Here is a 17,529-nt window from a genome sequence, read left to right as displayed (position 1 = left end):
GAGCGGCCTGGGCAGAAGCCGCCGGCTGCGCCGGGCTTTTGGCGCTCCCGCCGAGGGTAGGGCACGATTTCCTGGACGATGTCCGGGGCCGACCAGACCTACCGCCACTGGCTGGAGCTCCGCCTCGGACAGTCCTTCGTCGACGATCTGATGTCGCCCGACCAGGCCGTCGCCTGGCACGAGCTCTGTCGCACCCTCCGCGTCGGCCCCCGGCCGGTCGCCGACGCCGCCGAGCCGGAGCTGGAGGACGACAGTATGCCCCTCGAGACATGTCTCGTAGGACATGACGGAAAGGACATCTCTCCGCTGTGGGTGATCGGCTCGACGCGTGCCGGCGGGTGCACGGTGGTCCAGGACCTGCTGCTCGGGCTGTGCGGTCCGGCGGGCGGGCCGGCGCGGGCTCGCCTCGGCGACGCGCTGCCGGTGCCGCTCGTGGTGTGCGGGCGGACGGTCCGCGGCCCGCTCGGCATGCTCGGCATGGATGTCCGCTGGGACAGCTGCGAGACGGCGGCCGAGGCGTTGCGGCGCTGGTGGTCGCTGGTCGAGCACGACGTGCGCCGCGGGTTCGAGCCGGGGTTCGTCGCCGCCGGGCTGCAGGCGCGGCGGGAGCGGCCGCTGTTGCTGATCTGCGGGCTCGACGAGCTGCCGCCGGCGACCCGCGCGGCGGTCGGCGGGTGGGCGGCGGAGCTGTGCGCGGCGGGGGCACCTGTCCTTTTGACCACGCGCTCGGCCGACGTGCCGGAGCTCGAGGCGCTGCGCGCGGCCGGGTCGCTGCGGCGGGTGTACCTGCAGACGCTGTCGCGGCCGGCGATCGGCCGCTTCGTCGAGCGATGGGTCCGGCTGCCGGGGGACTTCGAGCCGGCGCTGGTCGAGCGCGTGCGGGCGGCGATCGACGGCTCGCCGGCGCTGCTCGCGTTGGCGCGGCGACCGGTCTCGCTGGCGATGTTGACGGTGCTGCTGGCCCGCACCGACGTCGCCCCCGACTCGCTCGAGGGCCTGCAGCGGCAGCTGCTGGCCGTGCTCGATCCGCAGCGACCGGCGCATCGCCTTCTCATGGCGCGGATCGTCGCCGACCGCGACAGCCCGATCCCCGCGGCGGAGCGGGCCGAGTGGTTGGCGCCGCTGGTCGCGGCCGCGGGGCTGCACGATCATCCGGCGCTGGGCGACGCGCTCGGCCGCGATCCCGCGCTGGCGGAGGCCGGCGAGGCGGTGCTGCGGGCCGCCGCCCAGAGCTGGGCGAGCGGCGGGTGTCCGATCGCGGCGGTGCGGGCGGAGATGCCGGGGGGGCTCGCGGCGGTCGAGGGTGCGGTCGGCGACGTCGACGACGCGATGGCGCGGCTCCTGGTGTTCGGCCGGCGCGCGGGGTGGTGGCGACCGGAGCACGCGTTCGTGCTGCACCGCGGGTTGCCGGGGCGCGAGCGCCTGTTCGACACGCTGCCGGGGGCGATCCGGCCGCGGCCGCTGTTCGTGGCGCTGGCGGAGCTGCAGGAGATGTGGGGCACGTTCGCGTTGCCGCTGCTGCGCGCCGCGCCGCTCGGCTACCTGCTCGCGGAGGGCGGCGCGGCCTGTCCGGTGACGACGGCGGCGCTGTTCGCCGAGACGCCGCCGCCCGAGGTGCGGGCGGTGCGAGATCTGTTCCAGCGCGCCCTGCTGCTCGAGCTGACGCTGGTCAGCCTCGCCGCCGACGACGAGGTGCTGCAGCGCGAGGTGCTCGAGGTGGTCCTCGCCCGCGATCAGGACCTCGACGCGGCGCTCGACCGGGCCTTGCTCGCGGAGCTCGGCGAGACGCGCCCGCCCGGGCCGCGCAGCGCCGGTCATCTCAGTCCGCGGCTGCTCCACATCGACGCCGCGCTCGAGCTGGCGAGTCGGCTGACGCCCGACGGCGCGCCCGAGCTGGCGCGAGACCTCGAGCTGGCCCGCGCGCGCGCGGCGACGGAGCACGAGCACGGTCCGCGGCTGCAGCGCCTGGCTGCGTTCGTGGTCGTCATCCTTTTATATGCGATCGACCGCCGGCTCGTGCCCGCGCGCGTGGAGATCCGGCGGAACGATGTCCAGGCGCTGCTCGCGGCGCTGACGCGGCCGGAGGCGGTGGCGGCCGCCTTCCCCGAGGAGCGGCGCGGGCAGATCGCGGTCGACTGGCAGTGGGTGGCCCGGCAATCATGGGCGCCGCAGCGAGTCGCCGAGATCTTGCTGCTGCACATGCCCGACGCGGTGTCACTGGCGCCCGCGCAGGTGCTGCCCCGTTGCCACGCGTGGCTGCGGCGGTTCCTCGGCGACAGCGAGCCGGCGGTGGTGCTGTCGCGGGCGCGTTCGGGTCGCTGAGCGGATCGATCTCCGGCGACGAGCCGGTGACGCGGGGCGCGGGTCGCGGGCCGCTGTGACGTCGCGGGACGTCGCGGGCGATGCGGCGCGCGGAAATGTGCCCGCGTCGCGACGCGTGGTGGTCCGCGAGGACGTCGCGCCAGGCGCGGGGGTGCGCGGCCCGGCCGGCCCGCGGGACAGACAAACCCTGGTATGGTGCAACCCTGGCCGATACGGGCGCGGCGCGCCCCTCTGAGCGCGCAGGCGCGGCGCCGGGTTAGGGCAAGGACGAGGCATCCGATGGCAGACACATCTTCGCGTATCCCCGATGAGAAGGGCTTCGACAGCGCGGCGGCGGCGGTCCGCAGCGAGCCCGAGCGGGCCGACCGCTGGGACGAGGTCGAGGCGCTCGGCGAGCCGCTGGAGCGCGCGGCCGCCATCGCGGCGCTGTATCGCGAGATCCTGGCGAAGGAGCTGACGCCGGCGGCGGCCACCGTGGTGGGCCAGCGCGCCGTCGCCTTCTTCGAGGAGTGGTTCCCGGAGGACGAGGCGGCGCTCACCGAGGCGCTGCGGCGGGTGCTCGCGGTCGTGCCCGACGACGAGTGGGCGTTCCAGCGGCTGACCGCGATCTCGACCCTGAACGAGCGCTGGAGCGAGCTGCTGGCGCTGTACGACCAGACGCTGAAGGCCCCGATCGCCGAGGCGCGGCGGATCCAGATCCTCGAAGAGGCGACCGACATCGCCCGCGACTTCGCCGGCCAGCCCGACCACGCCGTCGACTACATGCAGCAGCTGCTGGGCCTGCGCCCGGCCGACGCTCGCCTCGAGGCCGCGCTCGAGCGCCTGCTCGAGAAGCAGGGCCGCCACCGCGATCTCATTTCCTTGTACAAGCGGCGGATCGAGCTGCTCGGGCGCGAGGCGACCGAGGGCCTGCCGGTCAAGATCGCCGAGCTGTGGCTCGACCGCCTGGCGCAGCCGGGCGAGGCGCTCGAGGAGGTCCGCGGCCTGCTGCAGGGCAACGCCGCCGACGAGGCCGGCTGGGCCCTGCTCGAGCGGATCCTGGTGCTGCCCGAGGCCTCGACCGCGGTCCGCTCCGGCGCGCTCGACCTGCTGCGCAGCAGCTACGACGGCGTCGGCAAGCGCGACGAGGTCATCCGGATCCTCGGGGTCGCGCTCGGGTTCGCCGACCCGCAGGCGTCGATCGGGCTCCACCGCGAGCTCGGCGAGCGCCTGGTCGTGGCCGGGCAGCCCGCCGCGGCGCTGGAGCACTACGTCGCGGTGGTCGAGCTGCTGCCGGGCTCGGTCGACGACCACCGGCGCTTGCGGCACCTCGCCGAGCTGCACGGCGAGCACGCGCTGCACGTGAAGGGCCTGACGGCCGCGGCGGGCAGCGAGGCGGACGCGGGCCGGCGGGCGGCGCTGTGGGCCGAGGCCGGCGACGTCGCGCGCGAGGAGCTGGGCGACGCGGCCGGGGCGATCGAGCTGTACCAGAAGGTGCTGGCCGAGCCGCAGGCCGACCACGCGCTGGCGCTGCGGGTGGCGCGGCTGCTCGACGACCTGCTGGCGCAGTCCGGGCAGGCGGCGGAGCGGCTGACGGTGCTCGAGCGGCTCGGCGAGCTCGAGTCGGGGCCGGCGCAGACGACGGTGCTCGGCGAGGCGGCCAAGCTGGCCTTCGGGTCAGGTGATCCGGAGCGCTCGCTGAAGAGCTGGCGGGCCCGGCTGGCCCTCGACGCCGAGGACGTCGAGGCGCTGGTGGCCGCGGTCGAGGTGCTCACGGGGCTGGGCCGCTGGAGCGAGGTCGTCGACGTGCTGCGCCAGCGCGCCGGCGGCCCCGTGCCCGCCCACCAGCGGCGCGCCGACCTGCGGCAGATCGCGGCGATCCAGGCCGAGCAGCTCGCCGACCTGCCGGGGGCGATCGCCACCTGGCAGGAGTTCGTGCGCGAGTTCGGCGAGTCGGACGAGACGGTCGAGGCGCTGGCCTCGCTGCTGGCCAAGGTCACGCGCTGGCCTGACCTTTCGGACCTGCTCGATCGGGCAGCCGGTCGCGGCACCGCGCGCCTGGCCGACCTCTCGACCCGCCTCGGCGAGGTGTTCCGCGTCCAGCTCGCCCGCCCGGGCCGCGCGGTCGCCTGCTACGACGCCGCGCTGACGGCCGACCCGGCCCACGCCGGCGCGCGCGCCGGTTTGTTGGCGACGCTCGAGACCGAGGGCCGGCAGCAGGCGGTCGAGGTGCTCGGCAAGCTGTACCGCGGGCGCGGCGAGTGGGCCGAGCTGGCGGCGATCGTCGACGCCCGGCTGGCCGGGGCCGAGGGCGACGCGGTGCGCCAGGTCGACATCCTGCGCGAGACGGCGCGGCTGCACGAGGTGCACACCGGCGACAAGGCGGCCGCCGTGGCCGCGCTGGCCCGGGCGTTCCCGCTGGCGCCGGCCGACCGGGCGATCGAGCGCGACCTCCTGCGACTGTCCGAAGAGACAGGTGACTTCCGGCCCGCGACCGCGGCGTTCCACGCCGCCGCCGGGGTGACGATCGCCGGCGAGCCGCACCGCGCGACCGAGCTGCGGCTGGCCGAGGCGCGGCTGGCCGAGCACAAGCTGAACGACGCCGCGACGGCGCTGACGGCCTACCAGGCGGTGCTGTCGGCGGTGCGCGGCGACGCCGAGGCGGTGCGCGGGGCGATCCGCAGCGCCGCGGCGGTCGGCGACTTCTCGGCGGTCGCGCACGCGCTGCTCGGGCAGATCGTCGCCGACCAGAAGATCGACGACGCCGCGCTCGCGCTGGCCGAGGGCCTGGCCGGCGAGCGCGGCGGCTGGGACCGCCTGACCCTGTCCCTCGAGGCAGCCGCCAACGCCGCCCGCACCACCCTGGCGCCCGACGTCTACGCCTTCCTCGCCGCCCGCGTGGCCCAGTGGCACCGCGACCAGCGCGGCGACTTCCCGGCCGCGCGCGAGGCGTTGCTGCGCTCGGTGGCGGCGCGTCCGGGCCAGCGCGAGCGGCTGGACATGCTGGTCGACCTGCAGCGCGAGGCGCCGGAGCCGGCCTTGATCGACACGCTGCTGGCGCTCGACCAGCTGAGCGAGACCGACTTCGACCACCTGTACGAGGCCTCGGAGCTGGCGCTCGGGCTGCTCGGCGACACCGACATCACGCGCGACATCCTCCAGCGCCTGCTGGCCCGCGCGACCGCGCTGTGGAGCCGCGGGGTCGCGACCACCGGCCGGCGCAGCAACGACGCCTGCGTCGGCTGGGCCGCGCAGAAGCTGGCGCAGCTGTCCGAGCAGGACGGCGACCGCCGGGCCGCGGCCGAGCTGCTGGCCAAGACGGCGACCTTGCCCTTCGAACAGGCTGTCTCTCAGAACATGCGCGTTCGGGCAGCCGCGACCTTCGCCGAGCTCGGCGATCGCCAGCGCGCGATCGGCCTGTACGAGGCGGCGCTCGACTCGGCCCCCGACGACCTCGAGGTGCTGCGCCTGCTCGGGCCGCTGCTCGAGGCCGAGGAGCGGTTCCCCGAGCTGCTCAAGCTGCGCAAGCACGAGCTGTCGCGCGAGCCCGACGCCGCGCGCCGGCTGGCGCTGCGCCTCGAGATCGCCCGCCTGGTCGGCGTCATCGAGCAGCGCGGCGGGCGGGTCGAGGCCCTGCGCCACAACCTGCGCGACGACCCCAGCCACGACCCGTCGCTGGCGGCTTTGACCGCGGTGCTCGGCGACCGCGCCAGCCCCGACGAGCTGGCGAAGTTCCTCGGCGAGCACGCGGAGCGGCTCGAGCAGGTCGGCGACAAGCCGCGTGCGATCCGGCTGTGGACGCAGCTGGCCGAGCTGGCCGAGCGGCGGATCGGCGACGTCGAGCTCGCGCTCGCCAGCCACCGCCGCGCCGCCGCGCTGACGCCCGAGTTCCACAACCTCGACGCGCTGGCCCGCCTGCACATGGCCCGCCGCGAGCCGGCCGAGGCGGTGCCGTGGTTGACCGAGCGGCTGGTCCGCACGCCCGACGGGCCCGAGCGCACCGACATCGTGCTCGGCCTCAGCGACGCGCTGCTCGGCGCCGGTCGCAACATCAAGGCGATCGAGGTGCTGAGCCGCGCCGTCGCCGACCACCCGGCCGAGGCGCGCACGCGCGACCTGCTGATCCGGCTCGAGCGCGAGGCCGGCGACTGGGAGCCGCTGGCGTCGCTGCTGCAGGTCGCGGCCGAGCACACCAGCGAGCGCGAGCAGGTGCTGGCGTTCCTCTACGAGGCGGCGGCGATCGTGCGCGACAAGCTCGGCGAGCTCGACCGCGCGATCCCGGTGCTCGAGCGCCTGCACGCGCTCGTGCCCGACGACCGCGGCGTGCTCGTCTACCTCGGCGACGCGCTGATCAGCGGCGGGCGCTGGGAGCACGCCCAGCAGGTGCTGGAGCGGCTGGTGGCCGAATTCGGCCGCCGACGCCCGCCCGAGCGCGCCCAGGTCCACTACAAGCTGGCCCAGGTCGCGCGGGCGCTCGGCGACGACAAGGCCGCGCTGGCCCAGCTCGAGCTGGCGACCGCGATCGACGTCGGCGACGTCGCCAGCCTGCAGATGCTCGCCGAGCTGTCCCGAGATACAGGTGATCTCGCCCGCGCCGAACGCAGCTACCGCGCGCTGCTGCTGGCCGCGCGCCGTCGCGGGGTCGACGGCGACGAGAAGCTGATCGGCATCGCCGAGGCGCAGTACGAGCTGAGCCGCCTGGCCGAGGGCCGCGGCCAGGCCGACCTCGCCGAGGAGCTGCTCGGCTCGGCCGTCGACGCCGCGCTGCAGGACGACCGCGAGGCCCGCAAGCTGCAGCGCGCGCTGCGGAGCCGCGGCGACGCGCCGCTGCTCGTCCGGGTGCTGCGCTCGCGCCTCGAGGCCGCGCAGGAGCCGGCCAGCCGCGCCGCGATCCTCGCCGACCTCGCCGACGCGCTCGACGCCACCGGCCAGGCCGACGAGGCGCTCGGGCTGCGGCTGCAGGCGCTGCAGGACGACCCCGGCGCGGCCGAGCTGCACGAGGCCGCGGCCGAGCAGGCGGCGCGCCTCGGCCACAGCGCGCGCTACGTCGACGCCGTGATCGCCCTCGTCGACCGCGCCCGCCGCAAGCAAGACGCCGGGCTTCAGGCCGACCTGCTCCTTCGGGCAGCCGAGATCGTCGAGCGCGAGTTCGCCGACCACGACCGCGCCGCCGAGCTGTACTCCCGCGTCGAGGCCGGCGGCCGGCGGGTCGTCGAGGCGTGGATGGGCCTGGCCCGGATCGCCGCCGCCAAGGGCGACTCGGCGCGGCAGATCGAGCTGCTCGAGCGGATCGCCGGCTCGACCGACGACACGATGTCGCCGGAGGTCCGCGCCCGCGCGGCGTTCGGCCTGGCGGAGATCCGCCTGGCCAGCCCCGAGTCGCGCGACGCCGGGGTGGCGGCGATGCGCCGCGCGCTGCAGACCGAGCCGCGGCTCGACGTCGCCGAGCCGATCCTGCGCCGGGCCGTCGCCGCCGCGCCCGACCACAAGGAGCTCGGCGAGATGTACGAGCAGATCGTGCGCAAGCTCGGCGACCGGCCGGCGCTGCTGGCCTACCTCGAGAGCAAGGTCGCCGGCGACGGCGTCGACCCCAAGGTCGCGCAGGACGCCTCCGACCTCGCGCTCGAGCTCGGCGAGGCCGAGCGCTCCGAGAAGCTGCTGGTCCGCATGATCGAGCTGAGCGGCGATCGCGAGGGCAGCGGCGAGTTCGTCGCCCGGACGCTCTTGACCCTGGCCGAGCGCCGCAAGGCCGCCGGCGACCTGCGCGGCGCCGTCGACCACGTGCGCGACTCGGCGGCCCACTGGCACCTGCCGCGGGCCTTCGAGCTCGGGCTCGAGCTGGCCGGCCTCGCCGCGGCGCAGGCCGACCAGCTGGCGCTCGCGGCCGAGATCTACGAGGACCTGCTGCTGCAGGAGCCGAGCAACAAGGCCGTGTGGGCGCCGCTGATGGACGTGTACCGCAAGTCCGGCGACGAGTCGCGCCTGCAGCAGCTGGTCGAGTCGACGCTGCCGAGCCTCGCCGATGTCGGCGAGCGCAACGCGCTGCGCCTCGACCTGGTGCCGACCCTGCTGCAGGGCAGCGGCCACGAGCAGGACGTGGTGCGCCTGCTCAAGGACGTGCTGATGGAGGAGCCGGGCCACAAGCAGGCCGAGCAGCTGCTCGCCGAGGTGTTTGAAAAGACAGGTTACGACTCGGAGCTGGTCGACCTGCTGAACCAGCAGCTGCTGACCGCGCAGGGCGCCGGCGACACCGAGGGCGTGATCGCGGCCTCGCTGCGCCTCGGCGACCTGTTGCGCAAGACCCAGCCCGACGAGGCGGTCTCGGTGTACCGCACGGCCCTCGACTTCGCGCCGCAGAGCCGGCAGCTGATCGAGGCGCTGCTGGGCCTGTTCGACGCCGACCACGACCCGCGCGAGCGGGCGGAGATCGGCGAGCGCCTGCTGGCGATCGAGGCCGGCGAGCCGGCGGTCCGGCTCGCGCTCGACCTCGCGGGGCAGTACGACAAGCTCGGCGAGCTCGAGGCGGTGAGCCGCGTGCTCGAGGCCGGCTACAAGCTCGTGCCCGAGAGCGACGCGCTGCGCGAGCGCCTCGAGGGCTGGTACCGCGACCGCGGCGAGTTCGAGCGGCTGGCGGCCCTGCTGGTCTCCTCGGCCGAGCGCGCCATCGACCCGATCAAGGCGGTCGGGCTGCTGCGCGAGGCCTCGTCGATCTACGTCGACCAATTGATGGACGCCGCCAAGTCGGCCGAGGTCCTGCGGATCGCCGTCGCCATCGACCCCAACGACAACGAGCTGCTGCGCGAGTTCATCGGCCGCCTGTGCGACACCGGCGAGCACGCCGGCGCCGTCGAGGAGCTGACCAAGGCGCTCGACTGGCGCCCGCTCGAGCGCGACGACCAGGTCGAGTTCCTGCGCCGCCGCGCCGAGCTGCGCATGATCGTCGGTGACGAGGCCCGCGCCACCGCCGACCTCGAGGAGGCCTACGGCCTGGTCGGCGCCGAGCTGATCCCCGACCTCATCGACGGCCTCGAGCGCTGGCGCAGCGCCGCCGCCAAGCGCGACGACCGCGACGGCGAGCGGACCGCGACGATGCGGCTCGTCGACATCCTGCGCAAGGAAGGCGCCGACGACCAGGCCCGCCACGCGCTGGCCGGATGGGTCGAGCACGCCCCGGGCGACACCGACGCGCTGCGGCAGCTGACGGCGATGGACATCGCCTCGGGTCGGTGGGAGAGCGTGATCGAGAGCGCGACCAGGCTGGTCGCCGCCGAGTCGGGCGAGGAGCAGATCAAGGCGGTGATGCAGCTGGTCGAGGCGACCGAGAAGGTCGGGCGACCCGGCGAGGCCCAGGCGGGGCTCGAGGCGGCGCATCGGGCCCAGCCGAAGAACGAGGCCGTGCGCGCGCGGCTGAAGCAGATCTACGAGGAGTCGGAGGACTACCCGGCGCTGGCGCGGCTGCTCATCACCGAGGCCGGGACGATCGCCGACGACTCGGCGCGCTTCCTCGTGCTGCGCCAGGCCGGCGAGCTGCTGCTCGACGAGGACGCGGCCGCGGCCGCCGACGCGCTCAAGCAGGCGCTGAAGATCCGCCCCCACGACCAGCAGGTCAACCTGCTGCTCGTCGAGGCCTACGCCGCCGCCGAGCAGTTCGAGGAGGCCGACGCGATCCTCGACGCCGCGATCGAGGCGTTGAAGGGCCGCCGCACCCCCGACCTGTGCGCCCTGCAGTACCGCAAGGCGATGGTCGCGGGCGCGCACGGCGACTACGAGCAGGAGCTGCACTGGCTCAAGGAGGCCCACAACACCGACCGCAACAACGGCGACGTCGCGGTCGCGCTGGCCGCGTTGGCCGAGAAGCTCGAGGACTACGACCTCGCCATCCGCGTGCTCCGCAGCATCGCCTTGATGGAGGCCGCGCCGATGAGCCGGGCCGTCGCGTACCTGCGTCAGGGCTACATCGCCGAGCGGCGCGGTGACCGCCAGAAGGCCGTGCTGTGGGGCAGGAAGGCGTTGATGGAGGACCCCAACTGCGCCGAGGCCAGCGACTTCCTGCGCTCGATCGGCGAGCTGTAGCTCGCCCGCGTGTCGCAGCGACGGAGGCGAGGTCCCACCATCGGGGCCTCGCCTCTCGCCGTTTGTGGGCGCGATGGTGGGCGCGGGCGCGTTCGGCTTATAGTCGTCGCCTATGCCGACGATGACGACGAGCGACAGAACCCAGATCGCCTACCGCGTGCTCGGCGAGGGCCCGCGGACGATCCTGGCGATCCACGGCTGGATGGTGTCCAGCACCGTCTACGACGAGCTGGCCGAGCGGCTCGACCTCGGAGGCTACCGCCTCGTGATCCCCGACCTGCGCGGCTCCGGCGAGTCCGACCGGCCCGAGTCGGGCTACACGGTCGAGCGCTACGCCGCCGACGTCGCGGAGCTGATGGATGTCCTCGGGGACAGGTCGTTCGTGCTGATCGGCCACAGCATGGGCGGGGCGATCGCGCAGTGGATCGCCGCGGCGACGCCCGAGCGGGTCGCCGGCCAGGTGCTGCTGTGCCCGGTGCCGGCCTCGGGCATCCCGTTCCCGCCCGACGCGGCGGCGCTGTTCCGCGGCGCCGACAACCGCGAGTCGAAGGCGACGATCCTCGGGATGGCCTGCACGAACCTGTCCGAGGCGGCCCGCGAGCGCATCCTCGGCGCCGGCGCGTCGATCCCGTCGAAGTGCATCGCCGAGGCGTTCGAGTCGTGGTCGAGCCTGAGCTTCACCGAGCGCCTGAAGGCGGTCACGGCCCGCACGCTGGTGGTCGCCACCGACGACCCGTTCATGCCGCCGGCGTTCCTCCGCCAGACGGTGGTCGACCCGATCGCGGGGGCCCGCCTGGCGGTGATCCGCGGGGCAGGGCACTACGTGCAGGTCGAGCGGCCCGACGAGACCGTGGCCGTCGTGTCGGGGTTCCTCGCCGGGCTCGGATAGATCTCGAGGGGCATGTCCTCGAGGGCATGCTCTGAAGGGCATGCTCTTGTGAACATGCTCTTCAATACATGTTCGAACGAGCATGTACGCACCTGGATCGGCGCCGTCGGTGCGATGACGACCGACCGAGGACGGAGAGGGTGGCGTGTGCGGGATGGTGGTGCGGAGAACGTGGCGTGTGCGGCAGCGCGGGGCCAGGAAGACCTGGGTGACGGCGGGCACGACGCGGCGGATCGGGTCCCTGCTGACGGCGGGCTCCCTCCCACTTTACGTGCTCGGCGCCGTGGCTGCGATGACGACCGACCGAGGACGGAGAGGATCGCGCGTGCAACGGACCGGGCGCCTGCGCGCGGTAAAGTGGGCTCCGTCCCACCTGCTTCCCGATCCGCCGCGTCGTGCCCGCCTGCGAGGAGCGTCGCGGGCCCCGCTCGTCGAAGGGCGGGGACGGTCAGCCCTGCCACCCGGAGAGGACGGCGAGGGAGACGGGGGCGGCCGGCGTGTTCGTGTTCCGGGAACATGACCTGCAGCAGGCTCGACCTCGGTGTGCTGGACGAGATGATGTCGGAGGCGTCACCGGTGCCGCGCTCAATCTTTGGGCCAAGGAGTGTTGTCGCCGCGGTGGTTCAATCCTCGAGCACGTAGCCGTCCTCGAAGCAGTACAGGCGCGATTCGAAGTTGCATGCCAGAGTCAGCAACACGGTCCACTGGCGATCGGCCCGCCAGGCCTCCCATGCCGGACCTTCTTCCGTCGCCAGAGCGTTGACGCCGGCCATCGCGCCGAATTGTTCGCTACTCGACGTCCAGGCGTCGCAGTGGTCGACCGGGTGGAGCACGTTGCCTAGCCCGGAGGTGTTGGTCCAGACGAACGCGTCGGTGACCATCGTGCCGGTTTCGTCGATGGCGATCCCGGTCCGTGGCCCGTCGTCGACGAGCTCGGAGAAGTCGGCGGCGACGACCCGCCCGTTGCCGAGGATGTAGGGCGCGTCCTGCAGCTCGATCTGCTGAAAGCGTGTGTTCGGCGAGTGCAACGCGTCGGACAGCCAGGCGCGGAACGTGTTGGCGTTGGCGAGGCCGACCGCCTTGGCGCGCTCGCGGCAGCGGATATCGGCGCCGTCGAGCCCGCCGAGCGCGCCCGAGTATGCCTGGCTGGTCACGAAGACCAATCTTCCCTGCCACGTGCATGTCGAGCGGCATGGCGCTTGCTCGCCCTCGCCGACGCCGGTCCCGTTGAGATCGCCGAGGTCGCACACCTCGTGCCCCTCGTCGAGGAGGCCGTCGCCGCAGCGCGGCCCCCACTGGCACTCGTTGCAGCCGCCGTACCCGCTCGAGTTGCCGTCACCGAGGTCGCACTCCTCGACGCTGTGCCGCACCAGCCCGTCGCCGCACACCGCGAGCGTGCACTGGTGTGTGCACGAGCTGTCGTCCGCGTTGGCAGCGCCCTCGTCGCACCCCTCGCCCGGATCGATCATCCCGTCGCCGCAATAAGGACCGAGGTCGGTGGTGCCCGAGGTCCCGCTGGTGGTCGGTACGTCGCCGGTGCCGCCGGTGGAGGTCGGCGTCCCGGTCGTGCCGTCGGTGACCGAGGTCGGCTCCGCCGTCGCCTCGCTCGTGCCCGACTCGGCTGTCGTCGTGCTCGGAGCTGCCGGAGCTTCGTTCATACAACCGCCTGTCCCGACGAGCATGTTTGCCGAGACATACAGGAGGAGCCACTCGGAGAAGTGCGAGAGCTTCATTTTCCCTCGAAGCAGTACAAGTGAAACGCAGCCACACAGGACGTGGGGTTGCCGATGGTGTTGAAGGTCCAGCGCGAACTGGTCAGGCTCGGGTCGCCGTAGTAGCCCGACATGTCGGCGACCGTCGACGACGTCCAGTCCTCGCAGTGCGTGGACCCGGGCGCCGCGCTGCCGTCGGGCATCGTCCCCGTCCACGCTCCGGATCCGGAGACCATGGTCTTGTCCTCGGCGATGTTGATCGGGGCCAGCAGCGGCCCTGCGAGCAGCGCGGCGAAGCTCTCCGCCACCTCCACGCCGTCGGGTCGCACGTAGCGTCCCTCGCCGTTCCACACCCGGTCACGCGCGGCCTCCTTCGTGTCGCTGAGCCACGCCTTGTAAGTGGCGAACCCTACCAGTCCGCCTTTCTCGGCCAGCTGGCGACAGATGCCGTCGGCGTGCATCAGCCCGCCGATGTTGTCGGGCTGGAACTTCTCGCCGGTCACGAAGACCATCCGCTCGCGCTTGCAGCTCGAGTTGCAGGCGTCGTGGTCGTCCGCGTTGCCGTCGTCGCACTCCTCGCCCTTGTCGAATTTTCCGTCGCCGCAGAAGCCCTCGCCGTCGCTGCTCGAGCCCGTCGTGTCCGTGCTGCTCGCCGCGGACGAGGTGCTCTCGCTGCTCGTGCCCTCGCCCGTCGACGACGCCTCGCCTGACCCCGAGCCCGAACCCGCGTCGACGTCACCCGTCGTGCTCATCACCCCCGAGCTCGAGCCGCCGGAGCTCGAGCTCGAGCTCGAGCTCGTCGTGCTCCCGCCGTCCCAGTCGATCGACTTGAGCCCCGGCGCCGTGCAGGCGGACAGGAGCAGCGAGGCGAGGACGCGCGCGACGGACCGCATCACGAGCCACCGTACCAGCGCGCGAACACGCCCACAAGACCCGCATCTCGCCGTGGAACGTCGCTTGCCGACAAGCGTGAACCCCGCACCAAAGCCCAGGCGCGGCGGTGCGCGATGAGATGGTCTAAAAGACATGTCCGGCCGACCTGCTCCGCTCCGAGCGCGCGCTCGGGGTGAGCAATGCTGTCGCACAGGACATGGCTTGAAGAACGTCCCGAAGCGCTCGAGCCAGTCTCACCGTCCGGCGACGAGCGGGGCCCGCGTCACGACGCTCTCCACGGGCCCCGCGCCTCCGACCGCGGGACGTTCAGACATCCACCGGACGCCCGCCGCCTTCGAGCGCGAGACGTTCAGCCTCCGAGTGCACCTGCCGCAACCAAGGACAGGTCCTCCAGGCCATGTCCCGTAGGACATGCCCCTCAGACAATGGCCTGAGGGTCAGCCAGCACGAACGCGTCGACGAGCGCCTCGAAGCAGGCGCCGTTGGGCCGGAACATCGTGTAGCTGCCGTGCATGGCCCCGTGCGGCGTCTCGAGCACGCAGCCGCTGGTGTACTCGAACGACTCGCCGGGGTGGAGCAGCGGCTGCGAGCCGACCACGCCCTCGCCCTCGACCTCGCGCACGCCGCCGTGGGCGTCGGTGATGAACCAGTGGCGGCGGCACAGCTGGGCGGGCGCGTCGCCGGTGTTGGAGATCCGGATCGTGTAGGCGAAGACGAAGCGCGCGCCCTCGGGCAGGGCACGCCCGCCGACGTAGCGCGTCTTCACCTCGACGCAGATCCCCTCCGTCTCGCTCCTGGTCACCTGGGGTCCCATTAGCCGAGCGACGCGGGGGCTTGCAAGGGGGGGGTGTCCGTGAGCCAGGCATCGAGCTCGAGCTCGCGGCGGAGGCGCTCGTCGGGTCCGCCGTGCGGGACGTGCCCGCGGGCGGCGTGGTATGCGTCGACCATCGCCGCGACGTCGGCCCGGCGCAGCGACGCGCCGTCCTCGAGCGCCTCGTCGAAGAAGCGGTCGGGCAGGCGGTCCTCGGCGAGCGTCCAGCCCTCGCGCACGTTGAAGGCGTGGCGCACGGCGGCGATCCTGCGTGCGACCCGCCGCAGATCGCCTTCGCCCTGAGACAGGCCTGTCACCATCGTCAGCAACTCGGCGCCCTCGCGCCACGGCTCGCGGATCGCCCCGCGCAGGAACTTGCAGAGGATCAGTGAGTCGAGCAGGGCGGCGTGGTCCTCGGCCTCGATCACTCGCGCGGGCGCGCGCGCCACGTCGGCGCGGTAGCGGTCGACGCCGGGCTGGAGGTCGGCCTGGTAGGCGCCGCTGCGGTTGTGGTCGGCGCCCCTGCTGGCCACGCACAGCCCGAGCGCGAACGTCTGCATCGCCCGCGGCTCGTAGCCCGGCAGCTCCAGGCCCTTCACGTGACAGGCGAACCGCTCGCTGCCGTGCCCGACCGCGGCCGCGACGCGACGTGTCCCTTCCGCCAGCAGGTCACCGAGCCCCTCGCGGCGGGCGATGGCGCCGAGCCACGGCACGATGTCGTCGCCGAAGCGCAGCGGCCAGTCGACGAGGCCGCGCTCGGCGCACTCCATCGCGAAGGCCAGCGTGCCCCCGACCGAGATCGTGTCGAGCCCGAGCGCGTCGCAGGCGCCGGCGGCCGCGAGCAGGCGCGACGGATCGTCGACGTCGACCAGAGGCCCCAGCGCGAACTGAGTTTCGTACTCGACCCGCGTGCCGCCGTAGCGGTGGTCGCAGCCGATCGTGCAGCCGGCGCAGCTCTCGCGCACGTGCTCGGCCGCGCGGGCCAGACCCTCGGGCGCGAGCCGACGCGCGGCCGCCTGGCCGATCGAGACTGTCTGAAAGTTACGGCGCGGCAAGATCCGCAGGCGGTCGAAGGTCTCGAGGTTCGCCGCGGTCCCGAGCGCGCGGTACTTCTCCGTCGCCGCGCCCGCGCTGCGCGCCGCCAGATCTCGCGCCCGCGCCTGCACCCCGGCCGCGTCGGCCACCCCGGCGACCGCCGCCCCGCGCACGCTGATCGCCTTGACCCGCTTGGCCCCGAGCACCGCCCCCGCGCCGCCGCGGCCGGCGTGCCGCCCGTCGTTGGAGATCGTGGCGTAGCGGACCTGCCGCTCGCCGGCCGGCCCGACCGCAGAGACATGTCGGAAAAGACCTTGCTTCGAGGCCATGTCCGAAAGTTCATGCGCCGAGAGACCGGCCCACGCCGGGCACGGGACGGCGCGGCAGGCCGCCGGGTCCTCGTCGAGGTGCAGCCAGCTGAGGCGGTCGAGGGCGCCGCGGACGACGATCGCGTCGACGCCGAGGCGCTTGGCGGCGATGGCGAAGCGCGAGCTGCTGAGGCCGTCGCTGATCCGCCCGGTCAGGGGGCTCTTGCACAGCACTGCGAACTTGGCGGTGGTCGTCAGCGGCGTGCCGAGCAGGGGGCTGAACGCGTAGACGAGCGGCGCCGCGGGCGCCAGCGGGTCGACGCCGGGCGGGGCGAATCGCCACAGGAGGTAAGCGCCGAGCCCGACGCCGCCGACGAACGCGCGGTAGACCTGCGGCGCCAGCGGCACGTGCTCGACGGCCACGCGGTCGCCCCGCAGCTCGACGAGCAAGATCCGGCCGAAGTTGCCGCGCATCCGCAGGTTGTAGCGCGCCCGCCTGCCCGCGCGAACGCGGAAGCGCCCGGGGGCTCGATCACGGCGGCGAGGCCGCCGCGAGCACGGTGACGCGCTGCTGCACCGGAGGCGCGAGCGGCGTCGCCGGCGCGGACCGAGGGCGCGCAGGACGGCGTGAGTCAGCCGCCAGCGGCGGCGGAGATCAGCACCAGGGTGGCGCCGTCGGCGATCACGCGCTCCGGGTCGGCGACGACTTCGCGGCCGTCGATGGCGACGAGCGCGTGTTCGCTGAGGCGGCCGTCGCGGATGATGTCGGGGCTGAGGCCCGGCAGGGCGGAGGCGAGCGCGTGGAGGATCGACGCGAGCTTGCCCGCGGGGACCTCCACGCTCGAGGCGCCCGCGCGCAGGCGCGGCACGCCGTAGAGTTCGACGGTGACCACGCCTCAGCGGGCCAGCAGCGCCGCGGCCTCGGCGTCGGGCGCGAACTCGAGGCCTTCGGGGAGGGTCGGCGCCGCGCTCGGGACCAGGTTCGGCAGGCCCTCGATGTGCGGGGCGGCGTCGCCCTCGATGACCCACTCGTGGCGGCTGTAGTAGCGGGCCGTGTGGCCGCGCTGGCCCTTGAGCTCGAGGCACAGCTCGAACGGCGCCGGCGCCTCGTCCTCGCACTCCCACACGCGCGCCTCGACGTCGACGCGGACGCGGTCCTGCGGGAGGTTCAGGGTCACGCGGTTCTGCTCGCGGTGCCACGCGAAGATCTCGAGGAAGTGGCGCCACTGCGAGCTCTTGCCGAACGCGCCGAAGCGGTCGCGGCCCTGCTCGAGCAGGACGAGGTGATGGATCTGGTCGCGGTCGTTCTGCGGGAGGCGCTCGATCCACACCTGATTGGCGAGGTGCTCGACCCCGCTGGTGCTCGCGCAGTCGAACAGCCCGAACTCGTACGCGCCGATCCCGAGAGTCGCCGCGAGCCCGAGGCCCACCCACTTGCTGGTCTTGCTTCGTGCCATAGCCGCGGCAGTCTAGAGCGCGTCGCCGCCCGCGTCCACGGGGCTGCAG

At 73.7% G+C, this 17,529-nt stretch carries 9 protein-coding genes; 3 read left to right on the top strand and 6 right to left on the bottom strand.

The window, feature by feature from the left end:
* Positions 1 to 78 precede the first annotated feature (78 nt).
* The 3 genes from K7C98_RS22380 (at position 79) to K7C98_RS22370 (ending at position 11,263) form a co-directional block, all read left to right on the top strand.
* The gene (locus K7C98_RS22380) at positions 79 to 2,322 is read left to right on the top strand and encodes a hypothetical protein (RefSeq protein WP_224193763.1); all 2,244 of its coding nucleotides are present in this window, start codon (positions 79 to 81) and stop codon (positions 2,320 to 2,322) included.
* A 279-nt stretch (positions 2,323 to 2,601) separates the two neighbouring features.
* The gene (locus K7C98_RS22375) at positions 2,602 to 10,374 is read left to right on the top strand and encodes a tetratricopeptide repeat protein (RefSeq protein WP_224193762.1); all 7,773 of its coding nucleotides are present in this window, start codon (positions 2,602 to 2,604) and stop codon (positions 10,372 to 10,374) included.
* 112 nt (positions 10,375 to 10,486) lie between these two features.
* On the top strand, positions 10,487 to 11,263 hold the full coding sequence (locus tag K7C98_RS22370) for an alpha/beta fold hydrolase (protein WP_224193761.1): 777 nt from the start codon (positions 10,487 to 10,489) through the stop codon (positions 11,261 to 11,263).
* Between the two features lie 623 nt (positions 11,264 to 11,886).
* Here K7C98_RS22370 and K7C98_RS22365 read toward each other — a convergent pair.
* The 6 genes from K7C98_RS22365 to K7C98_RS22340 form a co-directional block, all read right to left on the bottom strand.
* The gene (locus K7C98_RS22365; RefSeq protein ID WP_224193760.1) at positions 11,887 to 12,921 is read right to left on the bottom strand and encodes a hypothetical protein; all 1,035 of its coding nucleotides are present in this window, start codon (positions 12,919 to 12,921) and stop codon (positions 11,887 to 11,889) included.
* Positions 12,922 to 12,992: 71 nt separating this feature from the next.
* Positions 12,993 to 13,868 (bottom strand): hypothetical protein, encoded by an 876-nt coding sequence (locus K7C98_RS22360; RefSeq protein ID WP_224193759.1) that lies wholly within the window; start codon positions 13,866 to 13,868, stop codon positions 12,993 to 12,995.
* A gap of 419 nt (positions 13,869 to 14,287) precedes the next feature.
* The gene (gene apaG / locus K7C98_RS22355; RefSeq protein ID WP_224193758.1) at positions 14,288 to 14,671 is read right to left on the bottom strand and encodes a Co2+/Mg2+ efflux protein ApaG; all 384 of its coding nucleotides are present in this window, start codon (positions 14,669 to 14,671) and stop codon (positions 14,288 to 14,290) included.
* An 11-nt stretch (positions 14,672 to 14,682) separates the two neighbouring features.
* A complete protein-coding gene (locus K7C98_RS22350) occupies positions 14,683 to 16,497 on the bottom strand; it encodes an aldehyde ferredoxin oxidoreductase C-terminal domain-containing protein (RefSeq protein WP_224193757.1) in 1,815 nt (604 codons plus the stop codon).
* Positions 16,498 to 16,655: 158 nt separating this feature from the next.
* Positions 16,656 to 16,916 (bottom strand): MoaD/ThiS family protein, encoded by a 261-nt coding sequence (locus K7C98_RS22345; protein ID WP_224193756.1) that lies wholly within the window; start codon positions 16,914 to 16,916, stop codon positions 16,656 to 16,658.
* A 3-nt stretch (positions 16,917 to 16,919) separates the two neighbouring features.
* Positions 16,920 to 17,480 carry a hypothetical protein gene (locus K7C98_RS22340; protein ID WP_224193755.1) on the bottom strand — a complete coding sequence of 187 codons (561 nt, stop codon included), beginning with the start codon at positions 17,478 to 17,480 and terminating at the stop codon, positions 16,920 to 16,922.
* Positions 17,481 to 17,529 lie beyond the last annotated feature (49 nt).

The organism is Nannocystis pusilla, from assembly GCF_020073745.1.
Lineage (GTDB): Bacteria > Myxococcota_A > Polyangia > Nannocystales > Nannocystaceae > Nannocystis > Nannocystis radixulma.
The sequence above is the reverse complement of the archived record's forward strand: the minus strand, read 5'-3'. Positions and strand labels throughout refer to the sequence as shown.

Bases quoted from the DNA above. Each gene is read 5' to 3' on its own strand.
- K7C98_RS22380 (WP_224193763.1), top strand. From the start codon at position 79: ATGTCCGGGGCCGACCAGACCTACCGCCACTGGCTGGAGCTCCGCCTC.
- K7C98_RS22375 (WP_224193762.1), top strand. From the start codon at position 2,602: ATGGCAGACACATCTTCGCGTATCCCCGATGAGAAGGGCTTCGACAGC.
- K7C98_RS22370 (WP_224193761.1), top strand. From the start codon at position 10,487: ATGCCGACGATGACGACGAGCGACAGAACCCAGATCGCCTACCGCGTG.
- K7C98_RS22365 (WP_224193760.1), bottom strand. From the start codon at position 12,921: ATGAACGAAGCTCCGGCAGCTCCGAGCACGACGACAGCCGAGTCGGGC.
- K7C98_RS22360 (WP_224193759.1), bottom strand. From the start codon at position 13,868: ATGCGGTCCGTCGCGCGCGTCCTCGCCTCGCTGCTCCTGTCCGCCTGC.
- K7C98_RS22350 (WP_224193757.1), bottom strand. From the start codon at position 16,497: ATGCGCGGCAACTTCGGCCGGATCTTGCTCGTCGAGCTGCGGGGCGAC.
- K7C98_RS22340 (WP_224193755.1), bottom strand. From the start codon at position 17,480: ATGGCACGAAGCAAGACCAGCAAGTGGGTGGGCCTCGGGCTCGCGGCG.